Origin of the sequence: Natrinema hispanicum (assembly GCF_004217335.1) — an archaeon.
Lineage (GTDB): Archaea > Halobacteriota > Halobacteria > Halobacteriales > Natrialbaceae > Natrinema > Natrinema hispanicum.
Map to the genome: position 1 here is coordinate 1 of NZ_SHMP01000009.1, position 18,008 is coordinate 18,008.

Annotated in this window: 17 protein-coding genes and 1 pseudogene; 10 read left to right on the plus strand and 8 right to left on the minus strand. The window is 55.2% G+C overall.

Annotation, left to right across the window (positions count from 1 at the left end; translation table 11 throughout):
- Nucleotides 1-181: 181 nt before the first annotated feature.
- Complete coding sequence (locus BDK88_RS19025; RefSeq protein WP_092930581.1) at nucleotides 182-1,606, minus strand: IS4 family transposase; 1,425 nt, start codon at nucleotides 1,604-1,606, stop codon at nucleotides 182-184.
- 130 nt (nucleotides 1,607-1,736) lie between these two features.
- On the opposite strand from BDK88_RS19025, the gene BDK88_RS19030 reads away from it, so the two are divergent.
- From BDK88_RS19030 to BDK88_RS19055, 6 genes are all read left to right on the plus strand, one after another.
- A complete protein-coding gene (locus tag BDK88_RS19030; protein ID WP_130501740.1) occupies nucleotides 1,737-2,975 on the plus strand; it encodes an RNA-guided endonuclease InsQ/TnpB family protein in 1,239 nt (412 codons plus the stop codon).
- A gap of 191 nt (nucleotides 2,976-3,166) precedes the next feature.
- The gene (locus BDK88_RS19035) at nucleotides 3,167-4,645 is read left to right on the plus strand and encodes a molybdopterin-dependent oxidoreductase (RefSeq protein ID WP_130501741.1); all 1,479 of its coding nucleotides are present in this window, start codon (nucleotides 3,167-3,169) and stop codon (nucleotides 4,643-4,645) included.
- 39 nt (nucleotides 4,646-4,684) lie between these two features.
- Nucleotides 4,685-4,957 (plus strand): winged helix-turn-helix domain-containing protein, encoded by a 273-nt coding sequence (locus BDK88_RS19040; protein WP_130501742.1) that lies wholly within the window; start codon nucleotides 4,685-4,687, stop codon nucleotides 4,955-4,957.
- 12 nt (nucleotides 4,958-4,969) lie between these two features.
- A complete protein-coding gene (locus tag BDK88_RS19045; protein WP_242611729.1) occupies nucleotides 4,970-5,260 on the plus strand; it encodes a hypothetical protein in 291 nt (96 codons plus the stop codon).
- Nucleotides 5,261-5,618: 358 nt separating this feature from the next.
- Nucleotides 5,619-6,053, plus strand: a complete 435-nt coding sequence (locus BDK88_RS22420) for a TRAM domain-containing protein (RefSeq protein WP_130501744.1) — start codon at nucleotides 5,619-5,621, stop codon at nucleotides 6,051-6,053.
- Between the two features lie 264 nt (nucleotides 6,054-6,317).
- The gene (locus BDK88_RS19055) at nucleotides 6,318-7,175 is read left to right on the plus strand and encodes an IS5 family transposase (RefSeq protein ID WP_130501745.1); all 858 of its coding nucleotides are present in this window, start codon (nucleotides 6,318-6,320) and stop codon (nucleotides 7,173-7,175) included.
- A gap of 505 nt (nucleotides 7,176-7,680) precedes the next feature.
- Here the strand turns inward: BDK88_RS19055 and BDK88_RS19060 are convergent.
- From BDK88_RS19060 to BDK88_RS19075, 4 genes are all read right to left on the minus strand, one after another.
- Nucleotides 7,681-8,511 (minus strand): IS5 family transposase, encoded by an 831-nt coding sequence (locus BDK88_RS19060; RefSeq protein WP_130501746.1) that lies wholly within the window; start codon nucleotides 8,509-8,511, stop codon nucleotides 7,681-7,683.
- Between the two features lie 140 nt (nucleotides 8,512-8,651).
- Nucleotides 8,652-8,924 carry a hypothetical protein gene (locus BDK88_RS19065; RefSeq protein WP_130501747.1) on the minus strand — a complete coding sequence of 91 codons (273 nt, stop codon included), beginning with the start codon at nucleotides 8,922-8,924 and terminating at the stop codon, nucleotides 8,652-8,654.
- 191 nt (nucleotides 8,925-9,115) lie between these two features.
- On the minus strand, nucleotides 9,116-9,607 hold the full coding sequence (locus BDK88_RS19070) for a DUF3592 domain-containing protein (RefSeq protein ID WP_130501748.1): 492 nt from the start codon (nucleotides 9,605-9,607) through the stop codon (nucleotides 9,116-9,118).
- Between the two features lie 232 nt (nucleotides 9,608-9,839).
- Entirely contained in the window at nucleotides 9,840-10,514 is a 675-nt protein-coding gene (locus BDK88_RS19075) for a hypothetical protein (protein WP_130501749.1), read from the minus strand.
- Nucleotides 10,515-10,749: 235 nt separating this feature from the next.
- On the opposite strand from BDK88_RS19075, the pseudogene BDK88_RS22425 reads away from it, so the two are divergent.
- From BDK88_RS22425 to BDK88_RS19090, 3 genes and pseudogenes are all read left to right on the plus strand, one after another.
- A pseudogene (locus BDK88_RS22425) lies at nucleotides 10,750-10,929 on the plus strand (hypothetical protein); the annotation flags it as partial.
- Between the two features lie 97 nt (nucleotides 10,930-11,026).
- Complete coding sequence (locus BDK88_RS19085) at nucleotides 11,027-11,302, plus strand: hypothetical protein (protein WP_242611731.1); 276 nt, start codon at nucleotides 11,027-11,029, stop codon at nucleotides 11,300-11,302.
- A gap of 252 nt (nucleotides 11,303-11,554) precedes the next feature.
- Nucleotides 11,555-11,815 (plus strand): hypothetical protein, encoded by a 261-nt coding sequence (locus tag BDK88_RS19090; RefSeq protein WP_130501751.1) that lies wholly within the window; start codon nucleotides 11,555-11,557, stop codon nucleotides 11,813-11,815.
- Between the two features lie 536 nt (nucleotides 11,816-12,351).
- On the opposite strand, the gene BDK88_RS19095 is transcribed toward BDK88_RS19090, so the two are convergent.
- Nucleotides 12,352-12,981 carry a hypothetical protein gene (locus BDK88_RS19095; protein WP_130501752.1) on the minus strand — a complete coding sequence of 210 codons (630 nt, stop codon included), beginning with the start codon at nucleotides 12,979-12,981 and terminating at the stop codon, nucleotides 12,352-12,354.
- 874 nt (nucleotides 12,982-13,855) lie between these two features.
- Between BDK88_RS19095 and BDK88_RS19100 the strand changes: the two genes are divergently transcribed.
- Nucleotides 13,856-15,538 (plus strand): DUF1254 domain-containing protein, encoded by a 1,683-nt coding sequence (locus BDK88_RS19100; RefSeq protein WP_242611732.1) that lies wholly within the window; start codon nucleotides 13,856-13,858, stop codon nucleotides 15,536-15,538.
- A gap of 1,022 nt (nucleotides 15,539-16,560) precedes the next feature.
- Here BDK88_RS19100 and BDK88_RS19105 read toward each other — a convergent pair.
- Both BDK88_RS19105 and BDK88_RS21605 read right to left on the minus strand, forming a co-directional pair.
- A complete protein-coding gene (locus tag BDK88_RS19105) occupies nucleotides 16,561-17,250 on the minus strand; it encodes a peroxiredoxin (RefSeq protein ID WP_130501753.1) in 690 nt (229 codons plus the stop codon).
- Between the two features lie 493 nt (nucleotides 17,251-17,743).
- Nucleotides 17,744-17,983: a hypothetical protein gene (locus tag BDK88_RS21605; protein WP_207225339.1), complete on the minus strand. Its 240-nt coding sequence runs from the start codon at nucleotides 17,981-17,983 to the stop codon at nucleotides 17,744-17,746.
- Nucleotides 17,984-18,008: the final 25 nt, after the last annotated feature.

Sequence of the window (18,008 nt, forward strand, 5' to 3'; positions counted from 1 at the left end):
CTCTTACCCATAACTCAGCACCAGCGAGAAAAATCAAGTAGATGCGTCTGAAATCAAAGAATTAGTCGGGATGTTTTCATTATCTGGACTGGCTCACCGTTTCTGAGGAGTGGTCAGTCTGTAAAATTGGAACGAAGTCTGAATTCACGTTGAGGTCCGCTGAATGAGTCGCCGTTGGCGCTCATTCAGCACCGAGTTCGTACCCTTCTGCCCACATGCGTAGCTTCTGGAGGCCTTTCCACATCGTTTCCCATCCTGGAGGAGGATCTGATCCGCGGTCCAGATACCCGCCAAGCTTCGCTACACTCACAGCGTAGGCTTTCCCGTTCTGGTCTTGCAGTTCTGGAAATTTTGTTTCCAGAACTGCGCGCTCTGCTTCGCTCAACAAGACATCAGGTGCAGTCGAGGTCTCTCCCCGAGCAAGCTCTCGTAACTCCAGGACCTTCCAGGCAATCACCGAGTACAGACTTAGCAAGACTTCCATTCGTTCCCAAGTCTGGAGTTGCCGTTCTTCGATGTTACAGCCACTCTTCAGCACTTTGTGCCAGTCTTCGATTCGCCAGCGAAGACCATAATAGTCGATGACAGTCAGCGTCTCGTTAAACTCTTCGACCGATTCAGTGGTGAGTAACACCCACTGAATCGGGTCGTCAGTTTCACCGATCTCATCGACTCGTACGACATTTACTGCCACTGAACCGTCTTGATCAGGATTATTCCGCGGCGCACGCAACTCACAGGTTCCCGTTGCAATCGACAGCTCTGCTGTCCTGGCTTCTCGCCCACTTGCCTGTTGAATCTCGATCGTTTTGCGACCTTGCTCGGCAAGGTCGCTGCTCCAGTCAAAGAGTTTCCCAGATTCATCGTTTTCTGTCCAAATCCGTCGGTTTTGGTTGGCTCGAACGATGAATCCAGCGTTCTCTATCTCTTCGACAACGTCTGTATAGAACGCGAATGCATCTGCTCCTCGATCATGAACAAACAACGGGCGAACATCGTCGGCAAGCCAGTTTCTGGCTTGCCTGTCACCACGAGCCCACTTCTCCTGTTCACTCTCCAACGGAATTGGCTCTGATTTCCCGTTTGTCTCATACTTTTTGTCAGCCTGTTGGTCCTCGATCAGCGCCTGCTGATCGAGGACCCCTGTCATTCGATGTGTTTGTGGATGAATGCCGATCGTTGAGTGGACTTTGACGCCCTCAAGGTCCATCTCAGAGTTACCAATGTCGCCGAGTCCGTCCTTGGATGGATGTCTCGGAAAGACAAGTTCAGTGGTATCGGAGACGATCACGAGTTCGTCTAACTGACTCACTCGTGATCGTTGTGCTTGCTTGTGAGCGGAGAGGATCTCGTTCGGTTCCACATTCTCATTATCGCAAAATCGGTACGTAGCCTTTGTGGAGGCCCAGTCTTCGCAGGCAGTTGGGATGGACTCGGCAGGTGAACTGCCGAGTTCATCCCCAAGTTGCACCAGTCGATCGGTGAGGCGCTTGTCTCCGAGATTAGCTGAGCGAAACTCTGTTCGAATCCAACCTGATACATCCATGTCACACAACTCTCCGTCATCGTCTAAATCAGGCTGCCAACTCCGTGACCCCCGTCCCATTTTCCCGTCTCAATTCGTCAGCTACGGGGTTAGAACTTGTGGGTAAGAGACAGGGCTTGACCCCGGGGTTGAATCCGATAGGCAGGGGTACAAACCACTAAGTAAACACATCTCTAACCAAGAGACAGCGATGGAATACAGTCACCGCTACTCTGTATACCCGACACAAGAGGTAGCGGCTGAACTGGAATACCACATCGACGTTCATCGCCAAGCATACAACTACACTCTGTACGAGTACGTCCATGTTGACGCCGATACCATCGGGTCTGCATACAAACACCACTCCCGACTTCCCGGCTGGAAAGACGAGTTTCCCGTCATCTCAGAGGTCAATTCGAAGGCCCTACAACGAACTGTCACGCGATTCTACCAGAACCTCTCGAACCTCTCTGACCAGAAGGCGAACGGGAACAAGGTAGGGAAACTCACGTGGAAGTCACCACGGGAGTTCCAGAGTATGACGTATTCGCAGTCTGGCTTCGAACTCAAAAACACGAGTGGCCGACATGCGACACTCTGGCTCTCCAAAATCGGCGACATCAAAATCCGCTACCACCGCAACATCCCCGACAAAGCAGACATCAAGGAAGTCACGGTCAAGAAGGAAACGACCGGCGATTGGTTCGTCTCCTTCGGACTGGAAACCGATGCGGACGACCTGCCCGAGAAACCCGACGTGGACTCGCTCAACGCGAGTAACAGCGTTGGGGTTGACCTCGGCATCCTCAACTACATCCATACGTCGGACGGCAAGACTGTGGATTGGCTCGACCTCGAAGACGAGTACGAGCGATTGCGCCGCGAACAGCGCAAACTCTCGCGGAAGGAGCAAGGTTCGAACAACTACGAGAAACAACGCAAGCAGGTCGCCAAGGTCAAGCGCCACATCCGCCGGAAGGTGTTGGACTATCAGCACAAGATTACGACGTGGCTCGTCCGCGAGTACGACGCCGTATTCGTTGAGGACTTGGACGTGAAGGGGATGCTCGAACAGTCGCACAACGCCCGGAACAAGCAGGATGCGGCGTGGCGACAGTTCATCACTCTGCTCGAATACAAGGCCGACCTGTACGGTTGCCACGTCGTGCAGGTCGAAGCGGCAGGAACGACGAAAGAGTGCGCGTCGTGCGGTGGAGAGACGGCGAAGCCCATCTGGGTGCGGGAACACTCCTGCCCGTCGTGTGGGTTCGAGTGTGACCGTGACGCGAATGCGGCGATGAACGTGTCACAACGCGGCTTTTCTGAACTAGGGCTGGGATGGCCCGAAGACACGCCTGTGGAGACTGCGCTCCCTACGGACACCACCTCGGTGTCTGCAAAGCGCGTTTGTCGAGGGAACCTCGACAGGCTGTCAGACAGAGTCTGACAACGTCGTGGAAACAGGAAGCCTCGGGGCTTGACCCCGAGGCGGTTCACGACAATACCGATTTCGAGGACGTTTCGGACCTCGATACGGCCACCTCGGCGAACATCCTCGACACCGACACCGCCACCGTCAACTGTCCCATCGTCTCCGTGGGGAGGGAGTGAGCCGATGAGCGAGAGGGGGACATAACGATGGTTGATTATCCATCCCGCAACGCTGTCTCGTTCGCGACGCTCGCGGGCATGACCGGCGTCGCAGGATCCTACATGGCGGCGGGATACACCCGGGAGTTCCTCGTCGCGCCTATCGACGACCTTGTCGTCGGGACCACGCCGGGACTAATCGTCGCCTGGATGATAGAGAACGTCGGCGAACAGGGGCATCTGCTGCACATTGCGCTTTCGTTCGTTATCGCAATTGGATTGCTCGCGGGCACTGCGATCGTCGGGCTTCACATTGCTCGAGGATTCGAGCGGCCCGTGATCGGTGTTGGCCTGTCCGGCGTCTTGGCGTGGAGCCTGACTGCCTTGATTACGGCAGAGCCACTACTCGCAGTCGGTGCTGCTGGGCCCGTAACAGTACTTACCGCCGTTGGCGCTACGCCGCTCGCCGCTCCCGAACATGACCCGTCGCGGCGGCGCGCACTCATCTCGAGCGTAAGCGCTTTGGCTTTCATCGGCACAGCTATCGGCTTCCGTCAATTGACGGCTGACGACGACACCGCCGGCGGCGAACCTCTCGACGAGACGACGGATGACGGGATAGCCACACTAATGCAGGAGGCCGAATCGAAATCCCTCGACATCCGCGGCGACGTTCCGGGACTCGTGAGTACGTTCGAGGAGTTTTACAACGTCGACATAGCGGAGTTCGACCCGAACCTCTCGCCCGACGACTGGTCGCTGACGGTCACTGGGGAAGTCGGTGACGACGTAACCGTTACGTTCGACGAACTGACGGATATGCCGACCAAGCATCGGTTCGTGACGCTACGGTGTGTCGGCGAGAACCTGAACGGTGCGAAACTGGACAACGCCGTCTGGACAGGGACACCGATCGAACCGCTCCTTGAGGAGGCCGACCCCGAGGGCGAATGTGGGTGTGCGATGCTCCGTGCGGAAGACGGGTACTTCGTCCAGTTCCCGATCGAGGCACTCGAAGACGGCTTTCTCGCGTGGGGAATGAACGGTCGGTCGCTCCCCCAGTCTCACGGCCACCCGGTGCGCGTGCTGATCCCCGGCCACTGGGGCGAGACGAACGTCAAGTGGCTCACCGAGATCGAACTCCTGGACGAGGAGATGGACGGCTACTGGGAACAGCGCGGTTGGCACGGCACCGGGCCAGTGAACACCGTCGCCAAACTCTGGAGTGACACTGTGCTTGACAACGGGAACGTCGAGGTGGCCGGCCACGCCTACGCCGGGACACGTGGCATCGAGCGCGTGGAAATATCGACGGACGGGGGCAGCACCTGGCAGGACGCGGAACTCTCGGAGCCGCTCCGCGGGATCGACGTGTGGCGACAGTGGCGATACGAGTTCGAACCCGACGGCAGCCATGAGGTCGTGGTTCGAGCGATCGACGGCGAAGGGGAGCTCCAGCCCGAAGAGCGGTCGGACGCGTTCCCGAGCGGGGCAACCGGCTGGGTCACGAAGACGGTACACGGATGAACGCCGGACTCATAATCCCTAATACGAGGCAACGCACGGATGGAGAAGGCACTCTGGTATCTCCTCGTTGGCACCCGTGGCGGCGAGAACCGTGCACGCATCATCGCCGCTCTCGACGATCGACCCCGGAACGCCAATCAGCTCGCGGAGTGCCTCGACGTCGATTACAATACTGTGAGACACCACCTCAACATGTTACAGGAACACGACGTTATTGAATCCGGTGGCGACGAGTACGGGAAGTTGTACTTTCTGACCGATCGGTTCGAGCGACACCGCGAGGAGTTCGAAACTGTTCTGGAGGCGATGTGAATGGCGGGGGCGATGGGGCCCTGGATGCTGGTGGCGACCCTCCTCTCGGCAGTGAACGTACTTTTCCTGGTGGTGTTGACGGTTATCTGGGTACGCAACTACCGAACGTTCGGATCCGAGATGACCGCAGGGTTGGCCATGTTCGGCGTTGTTCTGCTCCTTGAGAATGCCGTCGCAATTTATTTCTTTTTCAGCACCGGGATGCTCTACGCTAATTCCCCAGGTGTCCAGCAGTCCGTGGCCACCCTCCGTGTGCTTCAGACTGTCGCTCTGGCTTTCCTCACCTATGTCACCGCCAAGTGACACAACTTTGGAAAATCCGACATATGTTTGAAATATATCTGGAATACATCCCCGTATTCAGCATACTGATCTTGGCAGTGGTTTGATAGTCCGATTCAGTCATCGCACTGTGGCCGAGCAAACGAACCGCTTGACAAACGCCTCGTGGGACGCTTACGATGGCGCTGGTCGATCTGAGCCGGCGGGCTGCCCCATTCGGCACCGAAATCAAATTCTACAGGCGGAGCAGGCCGAGTGCCTCGGGGCTTGACCCCGAGGCGGTTCACTATCGAGCAAGCAGACGATTCAATCCGCGAGGACCAGCTTTATGAAGTACTGAAACTTACTTGTCCCGTGGGTACTGAGTACTAGAAACTCAATGGTCGAAATTCCAGATTCCCTTTGCTCTCTGTTCAGCACCCCAGTCGAAAAGCGAAATGGAACATACGTTGTTGAAGTTCCCTCGAGTGAAGTCGATCATGAGGCGTTATTAGCTGACGAAACATATCGCGTAGCGATTCTTGAGTCTCCTGCTTCGACAGAGTCATCGATGCAACAGGGGACACAGCAATCACCCTCTCAGGAGACCGTGAGCCGTGCCCCATCGGGACCTCCTGTCGAGGAAGGCGAAGTACGCGATGTAACAATCGAGACTGTCGGTGATCAGGGCGACGGCATTGCAAAAGTCGAACGTGGCTATGTCGTGATCGTCTCTGGGGCCCAACCTGGTGACAAGCCTACCATCGAAATTGAGCAGGTTCAGAAGAACGTCGCATTTGCGAGTGTTGTCGATAGCGACCCTCGAGCCTTCTGACTGCTGTCACCTCGTAGGCCGACCCCCTTCTCGGTAAACTACTGGTACTGAGATGACTCCGCTCGAGTTGGCAGTCGTTTGAGGACTATTAGTCCCATCCGTTATATCTCAATGTAAACTCGCGTCCTGTACAATTTGCCGTGCTTGATAGCGTATCATAGAACCGGTCACACGCCTATTGACGCGTAGAGAATGTAAGTACAGGTCACTGGCCTTGTTGAAACCCTTGCTGAGAAACATAACGAGTGAGTAGCGCGAGGGATGATGGATGCCCTCCCGAAATCACAACTCCTCCAGTTCGTCGAACGTGCGATGGTGCTGGCTCGCCGTGCAGTAGCTCGGTTCTCGACCCGATATTCACGGAAACGATTCACGCTCCGCCAACACGTCGTCCTGCTCTGTCTGAAGGTGAAGAAGACGACCACGTACCGTGACCTCGTTGACGAACTCATCGAAATGCCCCGCATCCGTGAGACCCTCGGCCTTAACTCGATCCCTGCTCCTTCGACGCTCTGCAAGGCGTTCGACCGCTTGGAGATGGCTGTCTGGCGGGTGTTACTGAACGTCTCGCTCACGGATCTGCCGGTCAACGGTGTCACCGGCATCGATGCGTCCGGGTTCGAGCGGGCGCATGCCTCAACTCACTACACGAAGCGAACGAACCTCACCATCCAGCAGTTGAAGACAACGCTGTTGGTCGATACAGCGACTAACGCCGTTCTCGATATTCACGTGACGACGACACGAAAACACGATACGCAGATCGCGCCACAGGTAGTGAAACGGAACGCAGCGTCCATCAAGGTGTTGACCGGTGACAAGGGATATGACGACCAGAAACTTCGACACCTTGCCCGTGACCACGATATTCGCCCTCTCATCAAGCACCGGGAGTTCACCTCACTCCACAAAGCGTGGAATGCACGATTGGACACTGATCTCTACCACCAGCGGAATATGAACGAGACAGTGAATGCTACAATCAAACAGAAATTCGGGGCATTCGTGCGGTCACGCCTCTGGTGGAAGCAGTTCCGCGAACTCGTCATCAAGTGCGTCGTTCACAACGTGGAACGAAGCCTCGCTCTTTCACACGAAGAGTACGATTGCCCACGAGTCTGAGAGAAACGGCCTGCTGCATACAGAGGATTAGTGCAGCACGACGATTTCGTTTGTTTCACGTCGAAAGCAGTGAACCAGCCGCTCACTACAGGTGCGAACTTAACACGCATAGAATTGATATATACGATAAATTTCACGGACGCTAAGAACGATTGCACTGCTGCCGAGAGAGAATCCTAAAATAACCAATAGAACGTTCGTCCTATTGAAAGATGACGCGGCTATCAGGAGTCCGATAACAGAGAGAACGGTATAAAATAAAACAGTTATAGCTATCCTGAAACACTCTTTCAACACATCCGCACTCACCTTTCGGAATTTATCTATATCTTGAGTATCATTCCCCATACTATAATGTAATATTGGTTATGGAAAAGGATAGTGAATTTACGCTAAGCGATATGTGCTTGCTCTGTACTGAGCGATCACCACCGTCGTAAATTGCGTCAAATCTCGTGCGACATTCGCGCGTTCGGGCTTGTTTAGATGCGTGAGATCAACGGTATCAGAGCCTCACGGCTTGCTCGATGTTTCTGACGGCGGCCTTTAGGACGAGTTCTCGGAACTGGCCAAACCACGTTCTAGCCCGCAACGTCTCGCCGAACCGATGTTTCAGTGCGAAGAATATCGCCTCGACGATCGACCGTCGGTAATAGACATTCTCGTCGTGGCGAGCGTTATGCGCTTTGTCGAGCGCGTAGAACTCTCGATGTTTGATCACTGGTCGGATGCCAGCGTCCCTGAGTTCGTGCCGCAGCGCGTCCCAGTCGTAGCTTTTGTCAGCAGTAATCGTGGTAAGCTTGGTGAGATTTCTCGTGAGTACCTGTCGTCCAACTTGTGTATCGTGCGGCTGTTTCATCGAACAATGAACGTCGAGGATGACGCTAGTATCGCAATCGACGAGCGCTGTCGTCTTAATATCGTCAAAGTTGTAGCCGACGCGGAGAACGTAGTGACGGCTGGCTTGATGGCGCTTGAAGCCCGTTGCGTCGATCGCCTGAACATCGCCGAGGTCGTGCAGTGAGACAGACAGCCGCAGTAACACCCGCCAGATCCGCATTTTGAGATCTTGTTTCCGCGTACAGACGGTCGTGAAATCGGGCAACTGATCCACAGAAAGTCCGAGTTTCGCGGCGATTCCCGGCATCTCGTGTAGAATGTCGAGCAACCGGCGGTACGGCTGGTTCAGGTACTCTCGGAGGCAGTGGATCGAGATAATCACCCAGTCAGCGTAGCCGCCGTCACCCTTCTTGATCGCCGGAGCTGGCTTACCGATGACAGCGTTCTGGGACAAATCGATGCATCGGTCGGTGAAGCGGGCGAGTTGAGACGGCATACTCACCGCTTCCTCGCTCAACTCCACATAATCCCGGTCGAGACGTCAACTGAGCGGCGTCTAAACACGGCCCGCGCGTTCTATTCAGCACGGCCCCGAGAACCTATCACCGCTTGAGGGTTTCAACAAGGCCAGGTCACTCAGATACCAGACACCGTAGAGAGAATGGTTCCAAGAAGAATTACACAGGCAGCACCAACTACCGCAAAGAGGGCGGTTGCGGAGATATTAAACTCCTCAGGATCGGTTCGCAGTGATTCGTAGCCAGCAGTGACAATCATCCCACTTCCACCGATTGCCAGAAGCAGTACCGGAATACTGTGGTCTCCATCAATGAGCGATCGCACTGCTGGGAATCCAAGCGAAAACCCAATTACTGCAAGAGCGCCGTTATAGATATACAGCCGTTCCATAGGCGCTGTGTCAAGACTTGCTCACTAATAGCTGAGGGAATCGTGCTCTTCCGCACCATTCGCACGTGCAGTGAGCATGTCTGAGCCGGCCGTCAAACGCTGTCTTCAAGCATCCTGGCCTGCCTAAATATAGCGAAGGTCCCTACCCGCACCTTCGCTTTTGCAAACCGGGAGAGCATCAATTAGCTTGCCTAATAGCGGTTCAATGTTGACACGCTACCGCCAACTACGAAGAGCAGTCCGATACCAACAACCAGAAGCGGCGCGTTCGAGGATTGATGCTTTAGATAGGCATCGTCAGGGTCGCTTGGAGGGACGTATGCGGTGACTGTGTCACCGGTCTCATACCCACCTAGAACCGACCGAGCCTCCGATTCCGTGTCGTATGTCGGTGAGATGGTTGTCGGAAACACGTTTGTGCTCGTGTACGATGTCCCATCGTATTCGTAGGTGAACCGGACCGTCGGCCGGTAGTCGACTCCAGAACTACTTCCACCTGTGTCAGTGTCAACGCCCTTTGTAGTAAGTTCAGCAGTGACCTCTTCCGCGTTCGTGAGTGCCTCAGACTGCTGGACGTAATCGTATGCGCCATATCCAGTCGCCAAAAGCCCGATGAGAAGCATGATCACTGCCCCACGAAGGGTGTCTGGACCATTGAAAGAGAACTCTGAGTCATCAGCCATTCAGCACACCTCCCAAGAGAGCGGCGAGTAACCACACCTGCGCTGAGTTCGTGACCAGTTAGACCGTATACCGGGGAACATATGAGAGTCTCCGGAGTCCTGTTTGTTTACTTCTTATCATGTAATGTTTTGCTGCATTGAGTGCTACTTGTGGTCGGGCAAAATAGTCATGAGGAAGAGCTCAATAGTTGTTTTACTATTACTTCTTCTTTATCACCCTTTGAATTGAGAGCTAAGCGCTCGCGGCTACCCGATGGAACGGGCGGAAAATCCGACGTGGGATCCACATGAGGAACTCAACAATAGGAGTCACCTTCCCCCATCGGGGTGGCTTCGCATGATATTGGTCTCCGATCTCCTCAACACGACCTTTACTTTTTAGATACCCAAGAGCACTTTCGGCGCGTGATTCGGTGAGGCCACGTGCGGTTGCAATCTCTGCAGCGGTTTGCGGTTCAGAGGCCTCTTCCAGCGTCTGATACACAACGTTCAACGTCTGCAGTCGGAACATCACCTCACCCGTCTCGTCATCAAGGCCAGACACGTACTCGTGTTCCGTTTCCTCTTGGCACGATTCATATCGGATGACTGTGGCACCATCGAAGATGAACCAGAGACCTGCGAGGGCCAAGAGACCCCCAACCCACGTGTCCAAGTTGGTGACCACCAAGTATGCACCTGCAGCGAAGATAGAGCCACCGTAAACTATCCATTTTGACCCCTTCGGAAGGTCGTACGATTCGTCTATGACGTCATGTAATATGAGTGTGAAAAAGATAACTGCTACGGGGGCAATTGTATGGAGAGTCGCATCGGTGAACAGCACAAAAGCGGCGAGTACGCCGATTGTCCCACCAATAATGTGGAGGACTTTGTTCTTATGGAGTGACGCGATACGGGGGACCATACTACATATTTAAAAATCGGGTTTGTGCATGTGAAACTTGTGGTGTGTGTGTGATGCGTGAGCACGAATACCGACCACTGGAGTCAGCCGAACCTGTGGCGAATAAAAGACAGTAGCTACGATACTCACCTCATCTGTACTTATCTGATCAGATTTTATACATAGTCGTCGTGACGAGCCAGTTTTTCTGCGCCAGAGAGGGCGAGGCGCACACTCGTGTGGCTTGAGGCCACGAATGAGTCCAGATCGACCACCCGAGGGCGACCCGCATCGAGATCGACTGACAGACGAGTACACGAGCGACCGCGATCGTAGCTATCCTGGTGATGTTGCCCGACTAAACGGACACGAATTCGTCGCGATCGACGAGTGGCTGCCAGGCGCGGAGCCAACACCAGACGATTACGCTTATCGGGAATTGATGTCTGTGAGTGGACGGGCTGAATATAGCACTGTGTCACCAAGAGATGTTCTCCCTGATGTTTTTGACATTAACTATAGTAGTTAGCAGTATGACAACCATGGATGGGGAAAAGAATTCAGAGTCAGAGGTACGATTCAGGAAGCGTCTCGTGAGGGTGGTTGTCTCGGTCATCGTACTGACTGGTGTGACTGTCATTCTCGGGTACGGCGGCTGGATTGTCTTGACGCTCACCGCCAAAGTCGGGGGATATGATCCGGAAACTGCTGACGGCGAGTTGCTTCGTGATCGGTTATTGGCGTGGCCCGATCGCAACAGAGAAGTTATGCGCTCGAGCGGAAGAACGAGCCTCCCATTGAAACCGTAGCGGATCTACGGCACTCAGTTTGATAGCTATCGGTGAGTCAGTGGCTGCCCCGTTATCTGCTTGGCCTGTATTGAACAACGACTTTGCGCAAGCACAGACCGAAAGTACCGTCCGAGAATTGCTACTGGATCGGACAGACGAGCTCAAGTTAGCAATAAGTACAGAGGGCGTATGTAGTAGCACTCCGGCTACTGTTCTTGGATTCCGAGAACTACAAGCTCGCTATATGTCGTCTGTCAACCTAGAAAGCGTATGAATACCGCCTCAGAAACCGAACTCGGGGAGAACGAATCAATCAACCAGCAATGGATGCTCGGCTTCCTAGGTCTGCTGTCGGTGATGGGTTTCCAGGCGTTCCAGCTCGGCGAGCCGCTCTGGTTGTTCTGGTTCTCATTTGCCAGCTTCTTCTCCTTCTTCCGATACCGGTGGGAACCTCTGAAGTATCTCGGGTTGCTGGGGATCGGCGGGCTTCTCGTGGCAATCCTCGGCGTGTTCGGCGTCTTCACAGTATGAATTGAAGACACTTCACCAAGATGCAAGGCAGATACCCCGAGGTTGTTCGGAAACCTTCATCTTCCGTGATCACGAGAATCCCCGATTCTATAGGGATCAGCGTGGATATTCGGAGGTTCTCACGAGAAAAACAGCTCACTGGAAAAACCGCACGACGAGAGAAACTATGAACTAGTCTGCTGATCCCTATAGAACAGATCACGCATCGAACGGCATAACCAAAGTGAGCTGTACCTATAGCTCTCACAGATTGACCGCTGTCAAGCGAATCGTCACGAGTCTGGAGGCCGAGTACGGTTCTTCATCGACGCGCCAGCACCGACGAATATCAATCCGAGCGCGCCCAAGGCGTATACGAGCGTGTCGACTTACCATCAACAGCGAAAGCTGCGTTCGAGTTACTCCCGCGACGTCTGAAGACTATTAGATCAAGAAGTGTTCTGATCGTCGTGCGAGATACAGGGTGCGAGTCTTATATGACGGAGCCATGTAGACGTGGTCCGGATCAATCTAATGCGGTTCACCGACACCCTTGTTCAACGGCCCTGCCCCGACGGACCGGGCGTGTCGGCGGTCCGTTCGCCGGCTTCGGTCTCGGCGGTGAACTCGAATTCGAATTGTCCGTCAAGGACGTGTGTATGGTCGGTCAGCCCCGTCTCGGTGAGTTCGACGGTGCTCTCAACGACGAGTCGAGGGGCTGACTCCGGCCATTTGGTGACTGGAAAATCAATAAATACAGTCTCATCGGCGAGTTCGCCGAACCGGTGGACTTCGACGACTGCAGCCGTCCCCTCTCGGAACAGTGACACAGATGGATGGGGTTTGTGGTCACCGATAAATGGGCCCTGGAGCGAGAGCTGTGGCGGGGTGCCGTCACCGCCCAGTGCCACAAACCGCTGTGTGAGCGACTGCAGTTCGGTATCCTCGAGATGTGAAATCGACGTGCGGAAATGGTACGGCAAAGGGGCAAACCTGGGGTCAATGCCCACGGTAGCGAGATCAGTGCCACCCTCTCGAAATTCGAGATATTTCGCATCATCCCGTGGATTGTCGTCGGTCTTTACCGTTGGATCCGTGTGTTCGGTCCGTGATTCGACAGCACTACACCCCGCAGCGGCGGTGGAGGTGGCGGTCAGGGCGGACGCGAGGAATGCACGACGGCGCATAGATGTCGATTTTGCTGGCAGCACCAAAAATATTAAGAATCTGTCACTACACTCCGAAATTGAGAGCTCTCTTTTGATACGGCAACGCCTGATATGCGCTGAATACACGCTTGTATCTCGCCAGGGTCTCCTAACAGAAGACGGAGAGCCATCTTTCTTCAAGGAGAGAATCCCGGCGTTTACGCCGTCATCAGAAATCTTCGATTTCTGATTGCCCGTCAGACGTAGTCTGACGACCGGGCGTGAATCTGACAACGCTTACACAGTCCCCGTTCGGTAGCAATACAGGTATTTAAGTTCAGTCGAGGTGTAGTATGACATACACCGAGGCGGCACGTCCGCCCACCTAATCGGACAATATCGGGACTCCGAGACCCAGAACGTTCGAGACTCCCATCTCGAACCGCTGTGGTGTCTCGGTCACCAAGATAACTCCGAGTCCCCGTGCCGGGGATAGGAGTAACGGCGGTGTGGCCCCGCCATCGGCCCGTCATACCGACGAGTCGTAAACCAGCAAATATCCCAACCCAGCGGTGCGGTGCCGTGGGAAGCCTCGCCGTCGTCGGGCGTAGCCCGACTGCCCGAGGGATCTTCGATCCCTCTCCGTTTACGGCGAGGAGGAGGTCACCTTTGCTGAACTCACAGCGCGAGAGCGGCACGAACTGATGGGTGAATAGCGGAGTCCGTGACCGTTCACTACAGGGACAGATAGTTGATCGAGAACCTAGAGATTGTCAGCAATCTGATACCTACCATCATATCATGAAATTATTCTCGAGTATCGTCATTGTATTATATCGAACGCTGGTGTGCAAGCGTCTGAGTCGGTCACAACTGCTGCTGTGGGCCACTCAGAGAGGCATGAGCCATACCCATGAGCAACCAGCCCCACCACACGACACCAGTATCGGAGTCCGACCCGCTGCGAGCAACGCGCTGGACCGCGCTGAGCGGGACGAATACTCGCCAGAGAAACCAGCATTCAGACAAGACAGCTGATGGAGGACACCAGTTCAGCACCCGAACGCTGACACGCCGCGAGGCCCTCCAGAGAGGGGGAATCATCGCAGGCGGACTCACACTTGGTGGATCGACGGCAACGCAGACAGTCGCTGCCGACCAAGAGTCCGAAGCGAGCCAGGGCAACGACACGGATAACAGCGTGGCAGCGATTGCAGAAGCGGCGTACCGCTACGGGCTCCAGCAGTCCCTCTTCTACGTGACGCGCTTTAATTACACGCAGAAGGAAGACAGCGACGTCTTCGTAGGCATCAATCGGTTGTACTATCCTAACGAGGGCCGACCGATAACGGCCGACTTCACGGCTATCGTCACTCCGAACAACACCACTCTGTACGGAATGGGCTTCCTCGACCTGCAGGACGACCCCATCGTCATCGAGATGCCCGAGGTTACCGACCGCTACTTCTCGCTACAGTTGATGAACCAGTACGGAATCTTCCCTCTCTACGCCGGGAATCAGTTCAACGGCACCGACGCGCGGTCGTACCTGATTCTGCCGGACGACTACGAGGGCGAGATCCCGGGCGACTTTGCCGCGACCGACGTTGTCCAAGCAGGGACGAAGACTCTATTCACCCTCGTCCGGTACGCGTTGCGCAACCCCACGGACGAATCCGAAATCGCGTACGTTAACGACTTACAGGAGCAGACGACCGTCACCCCGCTCAGCGAGTGGCTTGCCAACGACCGCTCGGGCGTGCCACGGGCGGAACAGTCAGTCGTCCCCGGCGACTACGAGACAGTCCCGCGAATGGCAGAGCTCACAGAGCAGCAGGTCGAAAACCAGACCCCAGCGGACTTCTTTACCCTCCTCAGCCTCGTCCTGAACGACCCGAGCATGTCACTCATCGACGACTCCCGAAAAGAGGCTGCGATGCTCGAGCGGTTGGAACAGATCGGAATCGGCCCGGGACTGGAATTCGACTGGTCCGCCCTCGAGACCGACGTACAGGAGGCCCTGACCAGCGGATTCGAGAGCGGGTTCGAGCGCGTCAGAGCCACCGTCGTGGAGGGCAACAGCGACGTTGTAGTAGACATGAATGGCTGGAACATCGTTCAGAACACGGCGGACTTCAGAACCGACTGGTTGACCCGGGCCGTCATGGCCGACTTCGGCTGGGCGGGCCCCGACTCGCCCGCGTCTCACGTCGCTGGGTTTAAATTTACCGACGCGAACGGCGAGCAACTGGACGGGTCGAAGCGGTACACCATCACGTTCGACCTCGACAACCTTCCGCCGGTCACCGAGTTCTGGGAAATCCCGATCTACGACGCGCAGGGCTACTTCGTCGAGAACGAACTCGACCGCTACAGCATCAACAGCTACATGCTCGAGGAAGGACTGTTGCATACCGAAGGAAACGAACTCGTCATCTACGTCCAACACGAGAAGCCAGACGATCCTGAGCAGGCGACGAACTGGCTGCCGGCCCCCGAAGGGGGTATGCGCTTCGCGGCCCGATTCTATGGTCCCCACTGGTCGCTGGTCGATGGGTCATACGACATGCCCGAAGTCATCCCTGCGGCGGAGTGACGACCTCTACCTTCATATTCAACTAGGCAGTTGCCCCGCTGCATCCCTTCTCTGTATCTTGCACGCGCTTTCTGCCAGCTACTGGATAGATTGAGCGAGGCGTGCAAGATACACAGCGCGAAGGGACTGTGTATCAGTTCTTTGTGACATCATCATGTGGTTTGCTGTATGGATTCGCAGGTGCTCAAAAAATCAGTTATTGCAGGAGCTATTTCACTTGCAATTACATTGGTTGTAACCTATATTACGTCACTAATCTGGCCGACACCGTGGGAACTGTTCCTTGCTGTCGGATTGGCCTCATTCTTTTCAGCGTTTGGTAGCGCGTATGGTGCACACATAGAATATCGTGATTGATAGCTGAGGGGATAGCACACGTTGTGGATACCCGACGGTCCTATGAGTGTAAATATACTAATAAAAACATTCTATTCAGCGTGCAGTTTCTGGCATCTCTCAGATAGATTGATCATCTACCTGTCACTAACTTCACCTGTACGTATCATTCGTACGGTGTCCAATATGGCAGACATGCGAACAGTTCATGAGGATAAAACGTCTCGAGCGGGGTGAGCCTAATAACATGGATGGGGCCGCAGACGTCTGTGACCTGGCATAGAGAGTCGATATAGCCGTACTTAGATGCCAGACTGCCCTGTCCGAGGAGTTGTTTGTGCGCCGGAATAGGCACCGGTGGAATTGGTGTCAACCCGTAGCCAAATCCAATTCGTCCACCGAAACGAGTTTACAGCAGAACAGGATTTAACCAATCGCATCGCACAGGTCTACCGCCATCCGACAGATATCCGGAACGCGTTCGCCGAGACTTCTCGACCGGTTTGAGCAGATCAGTTCGACCGCCTAGAAGATCATCGATGTCGTCAGCGAGGTGACTGACGATGAGGATCGACCGCTCCTGCTCGAGATCAGCAACGAACTCGACAAAGAGTGTATTGATTCGGTGACTACACCAGGGTTCGGATGTCACCAGCAGACTGCCGTTCAGTAGGTCCGTGAGTTAGTTACTGGTCGCGGGTGACGAACCACCAGTCGTAGTAGTTGAGTTCGTCGTCGTCAGCAGCCTCGGCTTTTCGGTCCTGAGCGTCCGCCTCGGTACCCGGCGGCGACAGGAGGACCTGATCACCGAACTTCTCGTTGTTTGGCCAGTCAGCGGGAGCAGCGACACCGTCGTCGTCGCTCTTCTGGAGTGCACGCAGCGAGCGGAGGACTTCGTCGATGTTGCGGCCGATCTCCATTGGGTAGGTCAGGCGCAGCCGAACTGCTCCCTCCGGATCGATAACGAAGACGGTGCGGACGGTTGCCGTTCCTGCACCGGGGTGGAGCATGCCAAGTTGCTGGGCAACCGCTCCCTGATCGTCGGCGATGATCGGGAACTGAATGTCGACGTCGAGGTTCTCGGCGATCCACTCCGTCCACTTGATGTGTGAGTGGACGCGGTCGACCGACAGCCCGAGCAGTTCGGCGTTCAGCTCCTCGAACTCCTCGCGGCGCTGCTCGAAGGCGACGAACTCCGAGGTACAGACAGGCGTAAAGTCACCCGGGTGACTGAACAGGACGAGCCACTTGCCCTCGTAGTCGTCGGGCAGCGAGCGCTCACCCATGCTTGTCTCAACGGTCAGTTCGGGGAACGTATCGCCAATGCCAGGTACGTCAGTCGCCGCTTCGTCAATTTGGTCTGCTTGTTTCGTCATCTACAGCTTTTCTTTGGGTAGCAGGCTACTAAAGCACCTTCTTACAAACTATATTTTTGGTTCCGACAACCCACGGCCCCGGGTATGATACATAATTTCTGGTTGTTCACTCGAACAGTCGTGGTAACGGATTAAAATTGAGTCTACTCGATTCCAACATGACCGCCCAGTGTGGTGATGCCGAATGGGTGAACACCATGACAGGATGTCTGACGCTTTCGGAGTTCGCTACGAACCAAGCGACTGACTCGAGGCCAGCTAGTCAGCCATCGACTGACGAGACCGTGACAATGATCGCTGACGAGCGGGTTGCAACGTATCCCATCGAAGATCAGTTGGCGGATCTCACAGACGCGATTCGCGAAGCTGTCCAAAGCGGCATCGACAGTCCCGGTTCATCCCGTGTTTCAGTTAGCATCTCACTGAGCGGTCGCTCAGCCTCGATGCTGGCGCTGGTATCGATCTCGAGTCAACCAAAGGGCGGCGCAACCTCTCAGCACTCGGCGCAGGAAGCGAGCGACGAGCTGATGACGAGCCGATCGGCAAGTGGGGCATCGGCAAGGGTGCGATCATCGCGAAGGGTGCAGTTCGCATCTGGTGTCACGACATCGAACTGTGTTTCGACTATCGAGACCGGCGCGGTTCTGGGCCGTGGGCAGACGTCAGCGGTCGTGATGGCCAACTCGTGGACACTACGCATCCTCTCGAGGGGCTGCTCGTCGAGGTCGATCATTACGAGGAGGGGGTCCCTGATCCGG

Coding starts and splice junctions, on each gene's coding strand:
- BDK88_RS19090 (WP_130501751.1), top strand. CDS start 11,555: ATGAATACCGCCTCAGAAACCGAACTCGGGGAGAACGAATCAATCAAC.
- BDK88_RS19075 (WP_130501749.1), bottom strand. CDS start 10,514: ATGGTCCCCCGTATCGCGTCACTCCATAAGAACAAAGTCCTCCACATT.
- BDK88_RS19100 (WP_242611732.1), top strand. CDS start 13,856: ATGAGCAACCAGCCCCACCACACGACACCAGTATCGGAGTCCGACCCG.
- BDK88_RS19055 (WP_130501745.1), top strand. CDS start 6,318: ATGGATGCCCTCCCGAAATCACAACTCCTCCAGTTCGTCGAACGTGCG.
- BDK88_RS19025 (WP_092930581.1), bottom strand. CDS start 1,606: ATGGGACGGGGGTCACGGAGTTGGCAGCCTGATTTAGACGATGACGGA.
- BDK88_RS19060 (WP_130501746.1), bottom strand. CDS start 8,511: ATGCCGTCTCAACTCGCCCGCTTCACCGACCGATGCATCGATTTGTCC.
- BDK88_RS19035 (WP_130501741.1), top strand. CDS start 3,167: ATGGTTGATTATCCATCCCGCAACGCTGTCTCGTTCGCGACGCTCGCG.
- BDK88_RS21605 (WP_207225339.1), bottom strand. CDS start 17,983: ATGATCGACCTCGACGAGCAGCCCCTCGAGAGGATGCGTAGTGTCCAC.
- BDK88_RS19045 (WP_242611729.1), top strand. CDS start 4,970: ATGGGGCCCTGGATGCTGGTGGCGACCCTCCTCTCGGCAGTGAACGTA.
- BDK88_RS19085 (WP_242611731.1), top strand. CDS start 11,027: ATGACAACCATGGATGGGGAAAAGAATTCAGAGTCAGAGGTACGATTC.
- BDK88_RS19070 (WP_130501748.1), bottom strand. CDS start 9,607: ATGGCTGATGACTCAGAGTTCTCTTTCAATGGTCCAGACACCCTTCGT.
- BDK88_RS19065 (WP_130501747.1), bottom strand. CDS start 8,924: ATGGAACGGCTGTATATCTATAACGGCGCTCTTGCAGTAATTGGGTTT.
- BDK88_RS19105 (WP_130501753.1), bottom strand. CDS start 17,250: ATGACGAAACAAGCAGACCAAATTGACGAAGCGGCGACTGACGTACCT.
- BDK88_RS19095 (WP_130501752.1), bottom strand. CDS start 12,981: ATGCGCCGTCGTGCATTCCTCGCGTCCGCCCTGACCGCCACCTCCACC.
- BDK88_RS19040 (WP_130501742.1), top strand. CDS start 4,685: ATGGAGAAGGCACTCTGGTATCTCCTCGTTGGCACCCGTGGCGGCGAG.
- BDK88_RS22420 (WP_130501744.1), top strand. CDS start 5,619: ATGGTCGAAATTCCAGATTCCCTTTGCTCTCTGTTCAGCACCCCAGTC.
- BDK88_RS19030 (WP_130501740.1), top strand. CDS start 1,737: ATGGAATACAGTCACCGCTACTCTGTATACCCGACACAAGAGGTAGCG.